This window comes from Ochrobactrum sp. RH2CCR150 (assembly GCA_014138095.1).
GTDB classification, from domain to species: domain Bacteria; phylum Pseudomonadota; class Alphaproteobacteria; order Rhizobiales; family Rhizobiaceae; genus Brucella; species Brucella gambitense.
Genome location: JACGXE010000009.1, coordinates 141,758 through 159,908, shown reverse-complemented (window position 1 = coordinate 159,908; position 18,151 = coordinate 141,758). Strand labels below are relative to the sequence as shown.

The window sequence follows — 18,151 nt, the reverse complement described above, 5'->3', positions numbered from 1 at the left end:
AGCATTTTCATTTTGGGAAGATGACCGATCGGAGGAACATTTTGTCTTTTGCGACAAACCGGTTGCGGCGGGGTGCCCCTGAGGCTTAACTGTCGCCAGATTGAAATGGAGTCTGGGCATGACCGACACTTCGCAGCAGGCCGTCAGGGCTGCAATGCTCGCCATTGGCGACGAACTTCTCTCCGGACGCACCAAGGACAAGAACATCGGGCATCTGGCCGATCTGCTGACCGCCGTGGGCATCGATCTCAAGGAAGTACGCATCGTGCCCGACGAGGAAGACGCCATTGTCGCCGCGCTCAATGCCCTGCGTCCGAATTTTGATTATGTCTTTACCTCGGGTGGAATTGGCCCGACCCATGACGACATCACTGCCGACGCCGTATCGAAAGCCTTCGGCGTGCCCTGCATCTATGATGAAAAGGCCATGAAGCTTCTTGGCGACAATTATGCGCGGCGCGGTCTGGAATTTACCGATTCACGCAAGCGCATGGCCCGTATGCCGGAAGGGTCGGAACATATCGACAATCCGGTTTCTTCCGCGCCGGGCTTCCACATCGGCAATGTCTATGTGATGGCGGGCGTTCCGTCCGTTTTTCAGGCCATGCTCGACAATGTGATCCCAACCTTGCGGACCGGCCGCAAGCTCTTGTCGCGCGCTGTGCTCTGTCCGTTCGGTGAAGGCGTGATCGGCGCGCCGCTGGCTGAAATCCAGAAGCAGAACCCCGATACCATTATCGGTTCCTATCCGAAGTTCGAAAGCGGGCGCTTCAGCACCGAGCTTGTGGTGCGCGGCAGCGACCCACAGAAAATTGATGCGGCGGCTGCCGAAATCGAAGCGATGATTGCCAGGCTGGTGGCGTCCGGCGCAAGCTGACCAAACCGACATTTCGAAAACACGTCCTTTAAGTTTTGCAACCTTTTGCCAGCGCAACTCGTTGCATTCTATGCTAAAATGGAAACACAGCTGGAAGGAGATCGGTCATGACCTACAAAACGGTGGTTGCCTATTCCCGGAGCGAGGCCGAGCTGAAGCGGGTTCTGTCCGCCATCGCGCTTTTGATGCGAAAAGTGCCCGATCTTCATGTCATCGGCCTCTACTCCATCCCCTCTCCTATCGTTTATGCCGATCCCAACGGGTTCATTGATCCCGGCATGTTCGAACTGCACGACAAGCAGCACAAGGAACTGTCTGAACGGCTGAAACACGTCTTTGAAGAAGAGATGCGTCGTCAGGATGCGCATTTCGAATTTCGTATCACACGCTCCGAAACCGGCACCGCTGCCGATGGCGTTCTGACCTCGTGCCTTGGTGCGGAATTGCTGGTTGCGGGCCAGCCGGACCCCGACGATCCGGCCACCAATGACGAAACCGCCGACACTATTGTCTTCAATTCAAGCTGCCCGGTTCTGCTCGTGCCTTATGCGCCTGTGATGCGGCCAGTGTCGCTTGACCGGATTGTTGTCGCCTTTAACGGCAAGAGAGAAGCGGCTCGCGCTGCATTCGATGCCTTGCCCCTGATGAAACAGGCCGGCCGTACTGAAATCGTCTGGGTCGATCCGCCAGAAGCCGAAGGCGAGGACGAAGCGCTGGCGGGTACCGAACTGGCTGAATCGATTGCCCGCCACGGCATTGAAGTGAATGTCACGCCGCTCGGCGCGAATGGACGCTATGCGCAGGATGCGCTGCGCGAACATATCATCGCGGAGCGCGCCGATTTGCTTGTCATGGGGGCCTATAGCCATTCGCGTCTGCGCGAGCTGGTTTTCGGCGGCGTGACCCGCTCAATGCTCAATGAACTTCCCGTTCTGACACTATTTTCACGGTGACATGTCCGCTCATTTCGAGCGGACAATTATCCCCAATTCGTCACATCAGGCGTCTTCAAGCCATAACGGACTTGCAAGATCGGTGTTTTTGCGGTTATCAGCACTACCCGGCGCTGACTGTGCCGGGTTGAAGAAACCTTTTCATCGTGTTGCAGCCTCTCTTGTGGTGGCGCAGATGGCGAAACAAAGGTCTACACAGTTCAGCGCGCTTGACGGTGGTCATCGCGCATTTTTGGTTTAGCCAGTCTGTGGGCCACAGCCCACGGACTGTTCCATGGAGCGTTTCGATGTCCTTGCCCGATAAAGCCTTTCCAGTATCCTGGGATCAGTTCCACCGCGATGCCCGCGCGCTTGCCTGGCGCATTTCCGGCATGGGGCACGATTGGCGTGCAATCGTCGCGATTACGCGCGGCGGTCTGGTGCCAGCGGCCATTATTTGCCGTGAACTCGGCATCCGCCTTATCGAAACCGTCTGCATTGCTTCCTATCACGACTACACGTCGCAGGGCGAAATGCAGATCCTCAAGGGCATCGGCGAACAGCTTCTGGAAAATGGCGGCGAAGGCGTGATCGTCGTCGACGACCTCACCGATACCGGCAAGACGGCCGCTATCGTCCGCGAGATGATGCCGAAGGCGCATTTTGCAACGGTTTATGCCAAGCCCAAAGGCCGTCCGCTGGTCGACACCTTTGTGACCGAAGTATCGCAGGACACCTGGATCTATTTCCCCTGGGATATGGGCTACACCTATCTCGAGCCGATTGCAGGCGACAAGCGCGGATAAACTCTACTTCATCGCGCTCCAAGACATTCTCAATGCCAGCCCTAACCGGCTGGCATTTTTATTTGGCGCAATTGTTCTGCGTATGAAGCCAGCAGCAAGGCGAGACTTTCCTCAAAGATGGTGCTGCCCAAACGAGCATTTAAAACGAAAATAAACGAAAATGAAAAAAGGGATATTTCTGCCGTAATCGCGTGCTATAAGAAAATGGTCGAAATGGCGCTCAAAGTGATCAGGTTCGGCGTTAAGAAATGACGCCCTCTCCCTGTATTTGAATAGTTTCTTTAAAATGAAGGACTTTTTTGTCCTTTTGTAAGGTGTGCTGCGCATTTGAGCAGTTGTTATTTTGACGAATCATTCCATTTTAAGGAAAAGAGGGAATTTCGCAGTGAAGACGGCAGCCAAACAACTTATTGCAACGGAAAAGCGTATTCTTACGCCTTCTGGCCGTTTGCAGCAGGTTGCGGCCCTCGTCTATCGTCGCGAAATGGGCGCTCTTCAGGTTCTTGTCATCACGAGCCGTGGTACAGGCCGCTGGATCATCCCCAAGGGTTGGCCGCAAGTCGGTCGCACGCTCGCTGAAACGGCATTGCGCGAAGCCTTCGAAGAAGCAGGCATACGCGGTGATGTCACTCCAGAACCTGTCGGCAACTTCAATTATTGCAAAATGGATATGCCGCCCGAGCGGATCAATCAGTTTTCGGTCGCAGTTTATGCCGTCCGTTTCACCGGCCAGGAAAAGAGCTGGCCGGAGCGGGATCAGCGCATCTGCGAATGGGTATGCCCGGAGGAGGCCGCAAGGCGCGTCGAAGAGACCGAACTGAAGCAGATTCTTCTTCACTTTGGTGATTCGGGTATGAGGGTCGCCGCTGAATAGCGGCACCATTTCTCCATTATCGCTGCATTTCTGCGCTCGCTCGGCTTAACCGTAGCGTTTCCAGCGGCGATTCCGCCTATAGGGCCTCGCAATCGCCGCCACCACTGCTCCCTGAGCGCAATTCAAAGCATCCAGTGCAAGGCTTTGATTGCCCATTGCGGACCGATTTTGTCTGTCATCTCGCGCTTTTTGCTCAGATCTTTCATCAAAACGTGGTTCGATCCCACTGTTTTTGCGCAATAATTGCCCTCAATGAATGGTTAAAAAGGGGTAAAAGCGTTTTAGCCGGCTTCATTCGCAAAAGCGTCTCTTCTCCCCGTTATCCACATTACCCCCCAGCGCCTCACGCACAATATCTAGCGTTAGACGCCTTACAACAAACCAATGCTTGACGCTCGCAGCCGAGTCGTTTTTTATGAACTTATCGTTGCGTAAGTGGCGTGACCGGGCGTCTGAATTGCCGGTCTTTCTTTCAGGTTAGTCAAGTTCTGGAACGGGCGTTGCGCTTACTCAGCGTAGAATTCGCTCCGGGCTTCGTCGTGCCCGATTTCCGGGCCGGACCACCTTCGGAGAAGCAGATGCAGCCACATGACGAAAGAGCGTTAACACTAGATTTAGTATTTGCGCTCATGCTTCTTACAAGATAGAGTATTTTTCGATCTGCTGATTTGTTGGTTTGCAATGCCCCTGACAAGGATAGCTCTGGCTGCCTTGGGGTGTTTTGTTATGCGCCGGATGCAGCAGAAACAGAATTCGGGATCCCGGTTATATGCCGGAATCCTCACCAAGAGGCCCTTCCTCGCAGAAGAGCTTTCAGACAGAGACGCGGTACAGACAGCAAGTGGCGGGCCATGGTGGAAACTCACCCTTGGCGCTACTATATATAGAACGTTTGGATGGAAAAGATGAAGATCGAACGCCGTTTCACGAAAGAGAATCAGTCGGCCTATGCGGACATCGCGTTTCGGACTGCGACCAGCGAGATCAAAAATCCCGATGGATCCATCGTATTCCGCCTGGAAAACATCAATGTACCGGCTCAGTTCAGTCAGGTTGCAGCAGACATTCTTGCGCAGAAATATTTCCGCAAGGCTGGCGTGCCTGCCCATCTGAAGAAAGTCGAAGAAAACAACGTCCCGTCGTGGCTTTGGCGCTCGGTCGCCGATGAAGATGCGCTGGCATCGCTGCCGCAGGACGAGCGTTATGGCTCCGAAATGGATGCCTGTCAGGTTTTTGACCGTCTTGCCGGCACCTGGACCTACTGGGGCTGGAAGGGCGGCTATTTCGGCTCGGAAGACGACGCCCTCGCCTTCCGTGACGAGCTTGCCTATATGCTCGCCACCCAGCGCGTTGCTCCGAACAGCCCACAATGGTTCAACACGGGCCTGCATTGGGCTTATGGCATCGACGGTCCCGGCCAGGGCCATTTCTACGTTGACTGGCAGACCGGCAAGCTGACCAAATCCAAGTCGTCCTACGAACACCCGCAGCCGCATGCCTGCTTCATCCAGTCCGTCGCTGACGATCTGGTCAATGAAGGCGGCATCATGGACCTGTGGGTTCGCGAAGCGCGCCTGTTCAAATACGGCTCCGGCACGGGTTCCAACTTCAGCCATCTGCGCGGCGAAGGCGAAAAGCTTTCCGGCGGCGGCAAGTCTTCTGGCCTGATGAGCTTCCTCAAGATCGGCGACCGCGCTGCGGGTGCCATCAAGTCGGGCGGCACGACCCGTCGCGCTGCAAAGATGGTCGTTGTCGACATCGACCATCCGGATATCGAAGAATATATCGACTGGAAGGTGAAGGAAGAGCAGAAGGTCGCTTCGCTCGTCACCGGTTCCAAGATCGTCAAGCAGCATCTGGCTGCAATCATGAAGGCTTGCGTCAACTGCGAAGCCGACAATGATGATTGCTTCGATCCGTCGAAGAACCCTGCCCTGAAGCGCGAAATCAAGGCAGCCAAGAAGAACCAGGTTCCTGAAAACTACGTCAAGCGTGTGATCCAGTTTGCACGTCAGGGCTATACCGACATTCAGTTCAAGACCTATGACACGGACTGGGATTCGGAAGCCTATCTCACGGTTTCAGGCCAGAACTCGAACAACTCCGTCTCGCTGAAGGACGAATTCCTGCGCGCCGTCGAAAACGACAGCGACTGGAACCTGACCGCACGCAAGGACGGCAAGGTCATGAAGACCTTGAAGGCGCGCGATCTTTGGGAAAAGATCGGTTATGCCGCATGGGCGTCCGCTGATCCGGGTCTGCACTACAACACGACCATGAACGACTGGCACACCTGCCCGGTCGCCGGTCCGATCCGTGCCTCCAACCCGTGCTCGGAATATATGTTCCTTGACGACACGGCTTGTAATCTGGCGTCGATCAACCTGCTCACCTATCGCAACAAGGACGGTTCGTTCGATATTGCGGCTTACGAGCACACGGCACGCCTGTGGACCATCGTTCTCGAAATTTCGGTGATGATGGCGCAGTTCCCATCCAAGGAAATCGCCCGCCTCTCCTACGAATACCGCACGCTCGGCCTTGGCTATGCCAATATTGGCGGCCTGCTGATGACCTCCGGTATCCCATATGACTCGGATGAAGGCCGCGCCATCTGCGGTGCATTGACCGCAATCATGACCGGTATTGCCTACGCAACCTCCGCCGAGATGGCGAAGGAACTGGGCACCTTCCCAAGCTATGAGCCGAATGCGGAACATATGCTGCGCGTCATGCGCAACCATCGTCTGGCCGCCCATGGTGAGACTGAAGGTTATGAAGGCCTCGCCGTCAATCCGGTGGCGCTGATTGCTGAAGACTGCCCGGATCAGGACCTGATCACCCATGCCCGTGCGGCCTGGGACAAGGCGCTGGAACTCGGTGAAAAGCACGGCTACCGCAACGCCCAGTCGACGGTTATCGCGCCAACCGGTACGATCGGCCTCGTCATGGATTGCGACACGACCGGCATCGAGCCTGACTTTGCACTCGTAAAGTTCAAGAAGCTGGCCGGTGGCGGTTACTTCAAGATCATCAACCGCGCCGTGCCGGAAGCACTCCGCACGCTCGGCTACTCGGAAAGCCAGATCGCCGAAATCGAAGCCTATGCTGTCGGTCACGGCAACATCAATCAGGCTCCGGGCGTCAATCCTTCGTCGCTGCGCGGCAAAGGCTTCACCGATGAGAAGATCGAAGCTCTGAATGCAGCGCTCAAGAGCGCCTTCGATATCAAGTTCGCTTTCAACAAGTGGACGCTGGGCGAAGATTTCTGCAAGGACGTGCTGAAGCTCACCGACGAACAGCTGAACGATTTCTCGTTTGAAATGCTGCCAGCACTGGGCTTCTCCAAGAAGGACATCGAAGCTGCCAACATCCATGTTTGCGGCGCGATGACCCTCGAAGGCGCACCATTCCTCAAGGAAGAAGATTACGCAGTGTTCGATTGCGCCAATCCGTGCGGCAAGATCGGCAAGCGTTACCTGTCGGTGGATAGCCACATCCGCATGATGGCTGCTGCACAGCCATTCATTTCGGGCGCGATCTCCAAGACGATCAATATGCCGAACGATGCGACCGTCGAAGACTGCAAAAACGCCTACATGCTGTCCTGGAAGCTGGCTCTGAAGGCCAATGCGCTTTACCGCGACGGTTCCAAGCTTTCGCAGCCGCTCAACGCCGCGCTGATCTCGGACGATGAAGACGAAGATGATGCAATCGAAGCGCTGATCGAAGCACCGGCCGCAGCCCGCGCCGTTCAGGTGACGGAACGCATCGTCGAGAAGGTCATCGAGAAGATCGTGCACGAGCGCGAAAAGCTTCCAAACCGCCGTCAGGGCTACACCCAGAAGGCAGTTGTCGGCGGACACAAGGTCTATCTGCGCACCGGCGAGTTCGGTGACGGACGCCTCGGCGAAATCTTCATCGATATGCACAAGGAAGGCGCCGCTTTCCGTGCGATGATGAACAACTTCGCCATCGCTGTCTCGCTCGGCCTGCAATATGGCGTACCGCTGGAAGAATATGTGGAGGCATTCACCTTCACTAAGTTCGAACCGGCTGGCATCGTCATCGGCAATGACGCAATCAAGACCGCAACGTCGATCATCGACTATGTGTTCCGCGAACTGGCTGTGTCCTATCTGGGCCGCAACGACCTCGCCCATGTCGACACGAGCGATTTCTCGAACACGGCGCTCGGCAAGGGTATCCAGGAAGGCAAGACCAACCTGGTTTCGACCGGCTGGACGCGCGGCTACAAGCCGACGCTGGTGACCAACACGACACCGGGCAGCGAAGCCAAGGGATCGTCGGCATCGGCGCCGCAGGCATCGAATGTCACGACCTTGAAGTCTAGTGCCACTCCGGCTGGCCGCCCGGCGACCATCGGTCTGGTGACGGAAGGTGCAACGGCTTTCAAGCGTGAGTTCGAAGAACAGACCGCTCCGGTTCAGCAGCAGGAAACCTCGGCTGCAACCGAACTGTTCTCCGACAAGGCTGCTGCCGATGCCGCTTCGGCCCGTGCTGAAAGCGCCACCTCGGCAAAGAAGATCGAAGCCGACCGTCGCATCAAGTCGATGATGCAGGGTTACACCGGCGATAGCTGCACGGAGTGCCAGAACTTCACGATGGTGCGTAACGGCACCTGCCTCAAGTGCGACACCTGCGGTGCGACGAGCGGCTGCAGCTGATCGAATGACGGCAAGAAACCGCCGAGCATTGCGAAATGATAAAAGAGCGCCCCTCGGGGCGCTCTTTCTGTTTGTGATGAAGGGAAACTGCCCGTACGTTCTGCTGTAAAAGCAATGCCATATGTTTTGTGAGTTTCGCTGCGGATAAGGGTTTCAAACGCGCGACTTGTGGGCATACTGGTCTTCAATAATTTGTCGGCTCACTTCGCGGGTCGGCCACTCCCAATCCGGCTCTGTGAGGACGCGATGAAAGCGATTGTCATCCACGCTGCAAAGGACTTGCGTATTGACGAGTGTGAGCCAGAGACGCCCGGCCCCGGTGAGGTTGAAATCCGTCTCGCCGTTGGCGGCATTTGCGGCTCGGACCTGCATTACTATAATCATGGCGGCTTCGGCACCGTGCGCGTCAAGGAACCGATGATCCTCGGGCACGAGGTTTCCGGACATATCGCGGCGCTTGGCGAAGGTGTTTCCGGGCTGGCCATCGGCGATCTTGTCGCCATATCACCGTCGCGTCCTTGCGGTCACTGCGAATATTGCCTCAAAGGACTGCCCAATCACTGCTTCAATATGCGCTTTTACGGATCGGCGATGCCCTTTCCGCATATACAAGGCGCGTTCCGGGAGCAGCTCGTCGCACAGGCGAGCCAGTGTGTTAAGGCCGATGGCCTCAACGCGGGTGAAGCGGCAATGGCTGAACCGCTCGCGGTCACGCTGCATGCGACACGCCGCGCAGGCGAGATATTGGGCAAGCGCGTGCTGGTGACCGGATGCGGCCCGATCGGTACGCTGTCGATCCTGTCGGCCCGTCGCGCAGGCGCGGCGGAGATCGTCGCTGCGGATATTTCCGGGCCAGCGCTGGATTTTGCGCGCAAGGTTGGTGCGGATCGCACGATCAATCTTTCGCAGAACCCGGAAGGGTTGGCCGAATTCAGCCAGAACAAAGGTTCGTTCGATATATTGTATGAGTGTTCCGGCGCAGCATCCGCCCTTGTGGCAGGCATTCACGCCGTGAGACCACGCGGTATCATCGTCCAACTCGGCGTTGGCGGCGAGATGAACCTGCCGATCAACACGATAACAGCCAAGGAACTCGATCTGCGTGGTTCCTTCCGCTTTCACGAAGAATTTGCACTGGCCGTAAAGCTCATGCAGGACGGGTTGATCGACGTTAAACCGCTCATCACGCAGACACTACCGCTGGCCGAAGCGCTGAGGGCCTTCGATATTGCGTCGGATAAAACGCAATCTATGAAAACCCAGATCGCATTCAGCTAAGCAATTTCAAGAAAAGTGCGCGGCGGATTCCATCGCTTCGTTCTAACCGAATAGCTCCGGGAGAAGATATGAGCGTCCAACTTTTTGATCTGACAGGCAAACGCGCGCTTGTGACCGGCTCGTCGCAAGGGATCGGCTATGCGTTGGCAAAGGGTCTCGCCAACGCTGGGGCTGACGTCATTCTCAACGGTCGCGATGCGGCCAAGCTGAAGGCGGCAGCCGAAAGCCTCGGCGTGAAGCACACACTGGCCTTCGATGCGACGGACCATGAAGCAGTTCGCGCCGCCATAGACGGGTTCGAAGCGGATTTCGGTCCCATCGACATTCTCGTTAACAATGCGGGCATGCAGCATCGCACCCCGCTGGAAGACTTTCCAGCCGATGCCTTTGAACGCTTATTCAGAGCCAACGTCTCCACAGTGTTCAATGTGGGACAGGCTGTCGCCAGACATATGATCAAACGCGGCACAGGCAAAATCATCAACATTGCCAGCGTCCAGACGGCCCTCGCCAGACCGGGTATAGCTCCCTATACCGCCACCAAAGGCGCGGTTGGCAATCTCACCAAAGGCATGGCCACCGACTGGGCGAAATACGGTTTGCAATGCAACGCCATTGCGCCGGGATATTTCGATACGCCACTGAACGCCGCCCTTGTTTCCGATCCGACTTTTTCGAGCTGGCTTGAAAAGCGGACGCCTGCGGGGCGCTGGGGCAAGGTCGATGAACTTGTCGGCGCCTGCATTTTCCTTGCGTCCAATGCCTCGTCTTTCGTCAACGGCCATGTGCTCTATGTCGATGGCGGCATAACCGCCTCTCTTTGAAGTTCAGCGACTGTAGCAATCCGCATTCAGATGCCAGTCCGTGGACAATTCGACCGGATCGGCATCACCTAAAAATACTCTCAGCGGTTGATTTAAGAGCCACGTCGCCTTATTTCGCAATAGATCTCGATGATACAATCATCAAAACTGTGGCAGTCGTTGAACGGCAACCATCAACACTCGCGAAAACACGTCTCGGGAAAATCTATTGTCGGAATTCTTTATTGCACATCCGTGGGCGGAGACGCTGACGGCTCTTGGGGGATTGTTTCTCTCTGCATTCGTCGCAAATTTTTTGATCAAGGCGATCCTGCTCAAGCTGCTTGACCGGATTGTTCAGAAGACCCCATTCGGTCAGGATGAAGAGCTGAAACAGCACAGCGTCATCAGCCGTCTGGCCAATATCATTCCTGCCTTGATCATTTCTTCCGGCATTGTGGCAATCCCGGGACTGCCGGAGACGGCAATCACCATTATTCGCAATGTTGCAATCGCCTTCATCATTCTGACACTGGCGCTGGCAGTGAACTCGGCATTCGGTGTCGTGGACACGCTTTATCATCGCCGTCCTGAAGCGCGTTATCGGCCCATCAAGGGCTACATTCAGGTTACCAAGCTGGCGGTCTATATCATCGCCGCGGTCCTCATCATCGCAACCCTGCTTGATAAGTCGCCGGTTATTCTGCTTTCCGGTGTCGGTGCAATGGCTGCCGTGCTGATCCTCGTTTTTCAGGACACGCTGCTCTCACTGGTCGCCAGTATGCAGATCGCCTCCTCCAACATGGTTCGCGTGGGAGACTGGATCGAGATGAAGAACCTCGATGCCAATGGCGATGTGACGGAAATCGCGCTTTATACGGTCAAGGTGCAGAACTTCGACAAAACAATCACCACCATTCCGATCCGCAAGCTCATCACCGAACCGATGAAGAACTATCGCGGCATGCAGGAATCAGGTGGCCGACGCATCAAGCGCGCGCTTTACATCGATCAGAACTCAATCCGTTTCCTCTCCGACGATGAGCGTGCAGGCATGGCTTCGGTCGACTGGCTCGCCGATTACCTGCCCAAAAAGGCCAAGGAAATCGCCGAATGGAACAATAGACTGGGCGACCGCGCCAAAAATCCCGTCAACACGCGCCGTTTCACCAATATCGGCACGTTCCGCGCCTATGTGGAGAACTATCTGCGCAATCACTCCGGTGTTCATAAAGGCATGACGCTGCTCGTGCGCCAGATGGACCCGACCCCGGAAGGATTGCCTCTGGAAATCTACTGCTTCGCTAACACCACGGTCTGGGCTTCGTTCGAGCAGATACAGTCCGATATTTTTGACCACCTCTATGCGGTGCTGCCGGAATTCGGCCTGAGCGCCTTCCAGAACCCGAGCGGCAAGGATTTCAGTAAGTTGGTGCTGGCTGACTGACGGCCTAACGAAGCGCTTCTATGATCTGCGCATCGAGGTTTTGAACGCTATAGCCGGAACGGTTAGGTGTCAGCCCGAGACGCACCACAGCCAGATGCATGGACGGGACGATCATGACGGTTTGCCCGTCATGGCCGGACATCCAGAACGCATCATCGGGGATGCCGCCCTCGCCCGCTTTGGCCCCGCTTGCGCGCAACCAGACCTGCGCTGAACCGTAGCGCCCATCAGAGGCTGATGACGGTTTGCGCATAAACGATACGAAATCCGCTGGCAGAAGCTGTTTGCCGTCTATTCTACCTCCGTCCGCCAGAAATGCACCCAGCTTGGCCCAATCGCGTGCGGTGGCATACATATAGGATGAGCCCGCAAAAACCCCGGACGCGTCGGTTTCCAACATGGCGCTGGTCATGCCGAGCGGTTCGAACAGAGCGATGCGCGGATAGACGAGTGCTTCATTGCGATTGTCGAAACTGTACATAAAAAGCTTGGACAGAATATTCGCCGTACCGCTGGAATAGCTGAATTTCGTTCCCGGTTGCGCCTCCAGCGGAAGCGAAGCCGCAAATCCAGCCATATCTTTTTCGAGAAACAGCATACGCGTAACATCCGCCACCGTTCCGTAATTCTCGTTGAACCGCAGCCCGCTTTCCATGGCCATCAGATTGGCAACGGTAATCTTGGTGCGTTCGTCGTCCTGCCATTCCGGCAGAAGATTGCTTTTAGCCAAATCCATCCGACCTTCAGCGATGCGCATCCCGATCAGTGTCGCCATAACGGATTTGGTCATCGACCAGCCAAGGAGCGGTGTATCTGCGCTGAAGCCCTCACCATAGGTTTCGGCGACCAGCTGACCATTATGGATGACGGCAACGGCGCGCATGCCAGAGCCCGTCAGTTCCTTGTCTTCGATAACGTTCTGTACTTTGGTAGAAATTGCGATGTCCAGCGGTGGCATCGCCGCTGATGCGGCTTCATCGCTGGCGATACTGCGACTATCGGTCGATTGAATATTTGCGCATCCCTGACCGGAAAGGAACACGGCCTTGCTTGGCGCGAAGAAACCGAAAATCCGAACTGTTACAGTATGGGAACTGTCGTCCACAGCGACATTGAGGAATTTCAGGAGCGGATTTCCGGGCGCCTGGACGTCATCGGCGAGAACCGCCTCGGCATCTCTTTTGGCGATAAAGACATTGGAGCAGACGATCTTGGCCGCGTAACCCGTGCCGACCCGCAAAAGCTCCGGTGGACTGAAACCGAGCCATACTGCCGCGCCGACAAGCAGCAGAACGACCAAACCAACAGCCGACTGTAGAAATCGCTTTAAAAACTTCGACATGAAATACCGTTTTCTCTCAGAGCAAGCCCCGCATCTGGCTTCGGGAATACGGACTTGCAAAAAATACGTTGGACGACGATATATGTTGCCGCGTAATCAGGATTGCTTCTGATTTTTCTCCAGCAGGATGCCAGACAGAATTTCGATTTGCTGCTGCTGCTTCTCGATCAGCCCTCTGAGTTCGTTTGAGCGCAACTGATCGAATTTTTCATGCAAAGCCATGATTTCAATCTCGGCCTTCAAATTCACTTCATAGTCGTGCGACGCATCCAGCCGGTCTTTAGCCGCCTGCCGGTTCTGGCTCATCATGATGATCGGCGCCTGGACTGCCGCCAGCATGGAAAGGACCAGATTGAGAAAAATATACGGGTAAGGGTCAAACGCTTTCGCAGCCAGCAGGCTGTTGAACGCCACCCAAGCCGCGAGAATGACACCAAAGACAATGATAAACGTCCACGAGCCGCCAAACTCGGCGACCTTATCGGCCAGACGCTGTCCGGTAGTCCGCTTTTCGTCGAAGGATTCGTTGATATCTTGCGCGATTGTCTGCCGATCGGCCAATCGCTTAAGAACGGACTTTTCTCGGGCGGTTAACGTCTCTGGAGACCTTCCCAGATAACGCAACACCCTATCGAGAACTTCCTGACGAAACTTGCTGGCTTTATCGTCGGTTTCCGACATGTCGATCTCCGAGTCTGATCACACTGATCGCATGTTTCAGTGAAACGGAGATACAGTCAATTACCGACGTTTTGCATAATCACGATGTTCGACGGGCCACATAAAAAGGGGCGCTCACGCGCCCCCTATCATTTATCGATTGGAACTGCCCGGGCCGTTCCATCGGCCGCCGTGATGCCGGTAATGCCCGCGATAGTAATCGCGCTTGTAATGACGATGCGATTGCCAGCGGTGATCCCTGTAGTGACGACGATCGGATCGCCAATGGTCCCGCCTGTGGTAATTGCGCTTCTTCCAGTGCTTGTGCGAATGGTAACCGCGATGATCGCGCACCTGTTCCACATTGGAGGTTACGCCGGGCTTTGCGAGATTGGCCACCGGCGCAGCGGAAGCTGCTCCCGCGCCGACCAATAAGCCAACGCCAACAATTCCGGCAACAAGTCCACTAAAGAGCTTCATTTCCTGTACTCCTCTTGATGGAAGTATCATGAAACTTAGCGCATGAACTCAAAATGAACAGATACGACTTTTCAAACATCTGTGATCAACTTAATATATTTGCAAATATTATTCAAAAGATTTTTATTGTTATAATAATTAGTTACCGTGACGGCAAAGCCGGGAAATACCCAGCAAATATTCGTTACAAATCTTCGATTGAGATAAACGTGGCCCACTGTAAATTCATCTTCGGCGGCCCAAGCAACCGCCCGACTGGAAGACACACCAGTCCGTTAAATTGCGTGTTGCCCCAATAGCGCGCAATTGACATGGGAGACGCCACGCTGCCCTTGTTGAGCGTCTCCCACTCCTTCTTCTCGATGCAACCTGAGCGGGTTCATTTTTCTGCCGCCTTTATGCAATCATCTCCATGCGCGCTTCGTTGCATCAGCGGTGAAGCGCACCCCGGCGTCATTATGCACCAAACACAAACGTCGGGGTTTCTCCCTTTGGTTTTCCTCCATTCCAATAGCAGCCCTACAGGTTTCGCCTCGAATGGTGAACTATCCGGCTATTCGCGCGTTACCCCTCTGTCCCCAAAACGTAAAACGGAGGAAATCCCGATGGACTGGAACCGTGTTGAAGGAAACTGGAAACAGGTTAAAGGCAAGATCCAGGAACAATGGGGCAAGCTGACCGACGATGATCTGGATCAGATCAGCGGTCGCCGTGAACAGCTTGAAGGCAAGATTCAAGAACGGTATGGCGTAGCCAAAGACCGTGCCAAATCCGAAATTGACGACTGGTATAGTCGCCAACAATGGTTGTCCTGAACAAAACCCCGCTCTGGCGGGGTTTTTCTTATCTATTCGACACTCTCGAACGTTCATCTTTTCAGCCACTCGACTTGTGCTTGCGACTCAGTTTTTATCCCGCTCAAATTGCTTTAGCTTTTGACTAAGTACGAGGGAAACCATGCGGGGATTTATAGTCGCAGCGCTTTTGCTTGCTTCGGCTTCTGTAGCCAGTGCAGCTGAGAAGCCAATCGATTCATATTATGCGCGCCTCAGCGCTGCCGATCATTTCAACTCTTCCGGTGAGCGGCTGACCACGGCGGCGGCTATCATTCGTCAGGATCGAGCGAATGTTTACGTCTACGGCAAGTGTGATTCCGACGACGATCTGGATGATTATTTCAGCAGCAAAGCCAACCGGGCACGCCTCGAGCGGATGGTTGCCAATGGCAGCTTCTACGGACGTGCCGAGCATGACATTTTGAACGGCACACCTTTGATTTATGTCGAGATTTTTGACGACAGCGTTGTTGTGTCGGTCAAAGGCGACTGACCTTTAACGTCATTGCCGGTCCAAATTGTGCCAGCAACAATTCGTTACAAATCTGCAATTGCGCTCTTTGGCGCGCGGAATATCGTTTCCAACGGGCCGCTCCAAATGGCCCGTTGCGTATTTCGTTGAACTGGTACGCATCTATAGGGAGACGTGGCATGCCCTTGCCGCGCCTCCCTTTTTACACGGTAGCGCGCAATCTGCTCGCGTTAGACGCTTGAGCCCATGCTGCTTTCCCGATATCCAATAGTCCTGACTGTTCCAGTTTGATCTGCTTCGTAGGGGTATGAAATGTCGCGGAAACTGAATGTTGCTTGTGCATTGGCGCTTCCCGCGCTGGCATCCTGCACGGCGTCGCCTTCAGCCAGCGTCAATCCGCCCAAGCCGCCAGTCGACGCCACGCCGATTATCGGCACGTGGTGCAGCAATAATGACAAGCGCTACACGATATCCCGGGAGCGCTTCGACGCCCGTGACATGCAGTGCACGGTGATGAAGCTCGACAACTACAAGGGAACGTTCACGCTCAATCTGGTTTGCGGCGCCGACGCCCAACAGGTCAGCGAGAATGTGACGATCACACCGATCGCCGATGCTCTTGAGATCGTCTTCCTGTCGAAAGGTGTTCGCCACACCCGTGTAAACCGCTGCGGACCTTCACCCTCGGCAGCGGTTGTCGCTCCTGTGCAATCCGATCCGGCTCCAGTCGTTCCACCCGTACAGTAAGCGCACCTCCGGATATATCTCCGGTTTTCTCTATCGCTCTGATGCCCGAAAAGCCTCGTCTGTTGCGTCGGCTTTCCGATTCACTGTGACTGGCACTTTTGGCTTGCGTTTTTGCGCGCATGCACTCCGTAGCCGACATCACCACACCAACACACAAAAAATGTCGGAACGATCCTGAAATCAGACCGTTAGGACTATGAACACTCAATGCAGAAAGGAGAGTAGTTATGTTTAGAACGACACTTCTGACGGCAGCGTGTGCACTGTTGATTAGTGCCCCAGCTCTGGCGCAGACGGCGGCTCCCTCCGCCACCACTCCCGGCACAGACGCACCAGCTCAACAGGACTTGCCTGTTTCTACCAAGAATATGTTCGGTGCTTCTCCCTCGCCTGATACGAGCAAAATCGGTTTTGTTGAGCCGAAGGACGGGGAAGTCCTGGTTTCGAGCTTCATTGGCCGCAGCGTTTATGAAAGTGACGCCAATGACGCCAAATCCATCGGCAAGCTGAACGATCTGATCGTCAGCGCTGACGGTTCTGTTGTGGCCGCAGTGATCGGTGTGGGCGGCTTTCTCGGCGTTGGTGAAAAAGATGTCGCCGTTAGTCCCGACGTGTTGCAACTGGCGACCCGTAGTGACGGAAACACGTGGCTGGTTCTCAGCGCCACCAAGGATGAGCTAACGGCAGCGCCTGCATTTGACCGCTCCAAGATGTTCACCAATGGTGTAGCCGATCCCAATGCGGCTAAGGAAAGCGACGCGCCATCTGGCGGTGAAACCACAGCACCAGCAACGCCCGCCCCGGCACAGTAAACCTACCGGAGCGAATCTCGCCCATAAAGGACGATTCTGATAGTCGCGGTCCCGTTCTCCTGCAGATTCGGGGCCGCATTCTTTGGGCAATGAGCACGCGTTTGCGAAACGTTCCGTAAATTAGCCGGCAATGTATTTATAATGACCTTAAACACGCGTCTTTATAGCTTTGGCCACTCGATACGGCTTGCGTCTGACGACAAACACGCTACCAGTCTCATGATAAGCGAAAGCGACGATAGTTTTCTTCAGGCGAGAGCCGCGCTTTCATCCACTCAGCTCAATCGGAGGCATCGCCAATGAAGAAAGCTATTTTCATCTGTATCGCGGCATTATCAGTCAGTGGCTTCACTGCCACCAGCACAGTTATGGCTGCAACATCCCCCAAACAGCGCGCCGCCGAAATCAAGGCGGTCGTAGACGCGGTCTCTCGCGAATTACCCAAGAACCCGATCAACACGGTCATGTACATCCGTGCAAATAATTTCGAGGTTCTCGCAGGCACCTGCACTGTGCGGGCGCATATCGTCTCGTCCAAAACTACCGATTCAGGCAAGCCAGACAGGATTAAAGTCCGCCTCAACCGGCAACGGTGCGCTCGATAAGGCCGTCCGACTTATCCGCAAGATTGCTTATTGTTAATGCGGCTCATTATGGCGAATTATTCTCATCCGTGAGATAATATCAGCCATGAGAGCAAGAGCGCTGACATGGACCCGGCATACTGCTCTGATTGCGGTCAGGGTTATGTGTCTTATTGTGCCGATTTTGGTCGCCCTCGCCGCGCTAATGCTCATTACCCGATATGATGACGACAGAAATATCGTGACGAATACGGGCGTTCCAGGCGCCACGGCACCGACGGGCAACTAAACGCGTGCAGAAACGTATTGGCGCACCTTTGCGCATGACAACGACATGAATTCAAAAGAGATTTGGAATGGTGGGCGCGACAGGGATTGAACCTGTGACCCCTCCCGTGTGAAGGGAGTGCTCTACCGCTGAGCTACGCGCCCTTAGAGCTGCAATGTGCTCAATCAAGGTGACGCGGATATACGGTCCCGCTCGGGGCAAAGTCAAGCACCCGCCACCTCATT

16 protein-coding genes and 1 tRNA gene are annotated in these 18,151 nt (G+C 55.1%); 13 read left to right on the top strand and 4 right to left on the bottom strand.

Features of this window, described 5'->3' with window-relative positions:
- The first annotated feature begins 118 nt into the window (after positions 1-118).
- The 8 genes from FHW03_RS18305 to FHW03_RS18270 all read left to right on the top strand — a co-directional run bounded on the left by FHW03_RS18305 (position 119) and on the right by FHW03_RS18270 (position 11,705).
- Positions 119-877 (top strand): competence/damage-inducible protein A, encoded by a 759-nt coding sequence (locus tag FHW03_RS18305; RefSeq protein WP_182521908.1) that lies wholly within the window; start codon positions 119-121, stop codon positions 875-877.
- A 107-nt stretch (positions 878-984) separates the two neighbouring features.
- Positions 985-1,830: a universal stress protein gene (locus FHW03_RS18300; protein ID WP_182521907.1), complete on the top strand. Its 846-nt coding sequence runs from the start codon at positions 985-987 to the stop codon at positions 1,828-1,830.
- 287 nt (positions 1,831-2,117) lie between these two features.
- Entirely contained in the window at positions 2,118-2,615 is a 498-nt protein-coding gene (gene gpt, locus FHW03_RS18295) for a xanthine phosphoribosyltransferase (protein ID WP_182521906.1), read from the top strand.
- A gap of 385 nt (positions 2,616-3,000) precedes the next feature.
- Positions 3,001-3,489, top strand: coding sequence for an NUDIX hydrolase (locus tag FHW03_RS18290; RefSeq protein ID WP_182521905.1), 489 nt, complete (start codon positions 3,001-3,003; stop codon positions 3,487-3,489).
- 905 nt (positions 3,490-4,394) lie between these two features.
- Positions 4,395-8,177, top strand: coding sequence for a vitamin B12-dependent ribonucleotide reductase (locus tag FHW03_RS18285; RefSeq protein ID WP_182521904.1), 3,783 nt, complete (start codon positions 4,395-4,397; stop codon positions 8,175-8,177).
- Positions 8,178-8,423: 246 nt separating this feature from the next.
- A complete protein-coding gene (locus tag FHW03_RS18280) occupies positions 8,424-9,455 on the top strand; it encodes an L-idonate 5-dehydrogenase (protein ID WP_182521903.1) in 1,032 nt (343 codons plus the stop codon).
- A gap of 68 nt (positions 9,456-9,523) precedes the next feature.
- Complete coding sequence (locus tag FHW03_RS18275; RefSeq protein ID WP_182521902.1) at positions 9,524-10,279, top strand: SDR family oxidoreductase; 756 nt, start codon at positions 9,524-9,526, stop codon at positions 10,277-10,279.
- Positions 10,280-10,487: 208 nt separating this feature from the next.
- On the top strand, positions 10,488-11,705 hold the full coding sequence (locus FHW03_RS18270) for a mechanosensitive ion channel family protein (RefSeq protein WP_182521901.1): 1,218 nt from the start codon (positions 10,488-10,490) through the stop codon (positions 11,703-11,705).
- Between the two features lie 4 nt (positions 11,706-11,709).
- Here FHW03_RS18270 and FHW03_RS18265 read toward each other — a convergent pair whose 3' ends face one another.
- From FHW03_RS18265 to FHW03_RS18255, 3 genes are all read right to left on the bottom strand, one after another.
- The gene (locus FHW03_RS18265; RefSeq protein ID WP_182521900.1) at positions 11,710-13,047 is read right to left on the bottom strand and encodes a serine hydrolase; all 1,338 of its coding nucleotides are present in this window, start codon (positions 13,045-13,047) and stop codon (positions 11,710-11,712) included.
- 96 nt (positions 13,048-13,143) lie between these two features.
- The gene (locus tag FHW03_RS18260; protein WP_182521899.1) at positions 13,144-13,728 is read right to left on the bottom strand and encodes a DUF1003 domain-containing protein; all 585 of its coding nucleotides are present in this window, start codon (positions 13,726-13,728) and stop codon (positions 13,144-13,146) included.
- A gap of 132 nt (positions 13,729-13,860) precedes the next feature.
- The gene (locus tag FHW03_RS18255; RefSeq protein WP_182521898.1) at positions 13,861-14,187 is read right to left on the bottom strand and encodes a hypothetical protein; all 327 of its coding nucleotides are present in this window, start codon (positions 14,185-14,187) and stop codon (positions 13,861-13,863) included.
- 605 nt (positions 14,188-14,792) lie between these two features.
- Between FHW03_RS18255 and FHW03_RS18250 the strand changes: the two genes are divergently transcribed.
- From FHW03_RS18250 to FHW03_RS18230, 5 genes are all read left to right on the top strand, one after another.
- Entirely contained in the window at positions 14,793-15,002 is a 210-nt protein-coding gene (locus FHW03_RS18250; protein WP_182521923.1) for a CsbD family protein, read from the top strand.
- A gap of 142 nt (positions 15,003-15,144) precedes the next feature.
- Positions 15,145-15,516, top strand: coding sequence for a hypothetical protein (locus FHW03_RS18245; protein WP_182521897.1), 372 nt, complete (start codon positions 15,145-15,147; stop codon positions 15,514-15,516).
- Positions 15,517-15,807: 291 nt separating this feature from the next.
- Positions 15,808-16,242 carry a hypothetical protein gene (locus FHW03_RS18240; RefSeq protein ID WP_182521896.1) on the top strand — a complete coding sequence of 145 codons (435 nt, stop codon included), beginning with the start codon at positions 15,808-15,810 and terminating at the stop codon, positions 16,240-16,242.
- 227 nt (positions 16,243-16,469) lie between these two features.
- Positions 16,470-17,054 carry a PRC-barrel domain-containing protein gene (locus FHW03_RS18235; protein WP_182521895.1) on the top strand — a complete coding sequence of 195 codons (585 nt, stop codon included), beginning with the start codon at positions 16,470-16,472 and terminating at the stop codon, positions 17,052-17,054.
- A 299-nt stretch (positions 17,055-17,353) separates the two neighbouring features.
- Positions 17,354-17,659, top strand: a complete 306-nt coding sequence (locus tag FHW03_RS18230) for a hypothetical protein (RefSeq protein WP_182521894.1) — start codon at positions 17,354-17,356, stop codon at positions 17,657-17,659.
- 336 nt (positions 17,660-17,995) lie between these two features.
- Here the strand turns inward: FHW03_RS18230 and FHW03_RS18225 are convergent.
- A tRNA-Val gene (locus tag FHW03_RS18225) sits at positions 17,996-18,070 on the bottom strand.
- Between the last annotated feature and the right edge of the window lie 81 nt (positions 18,071-18,151).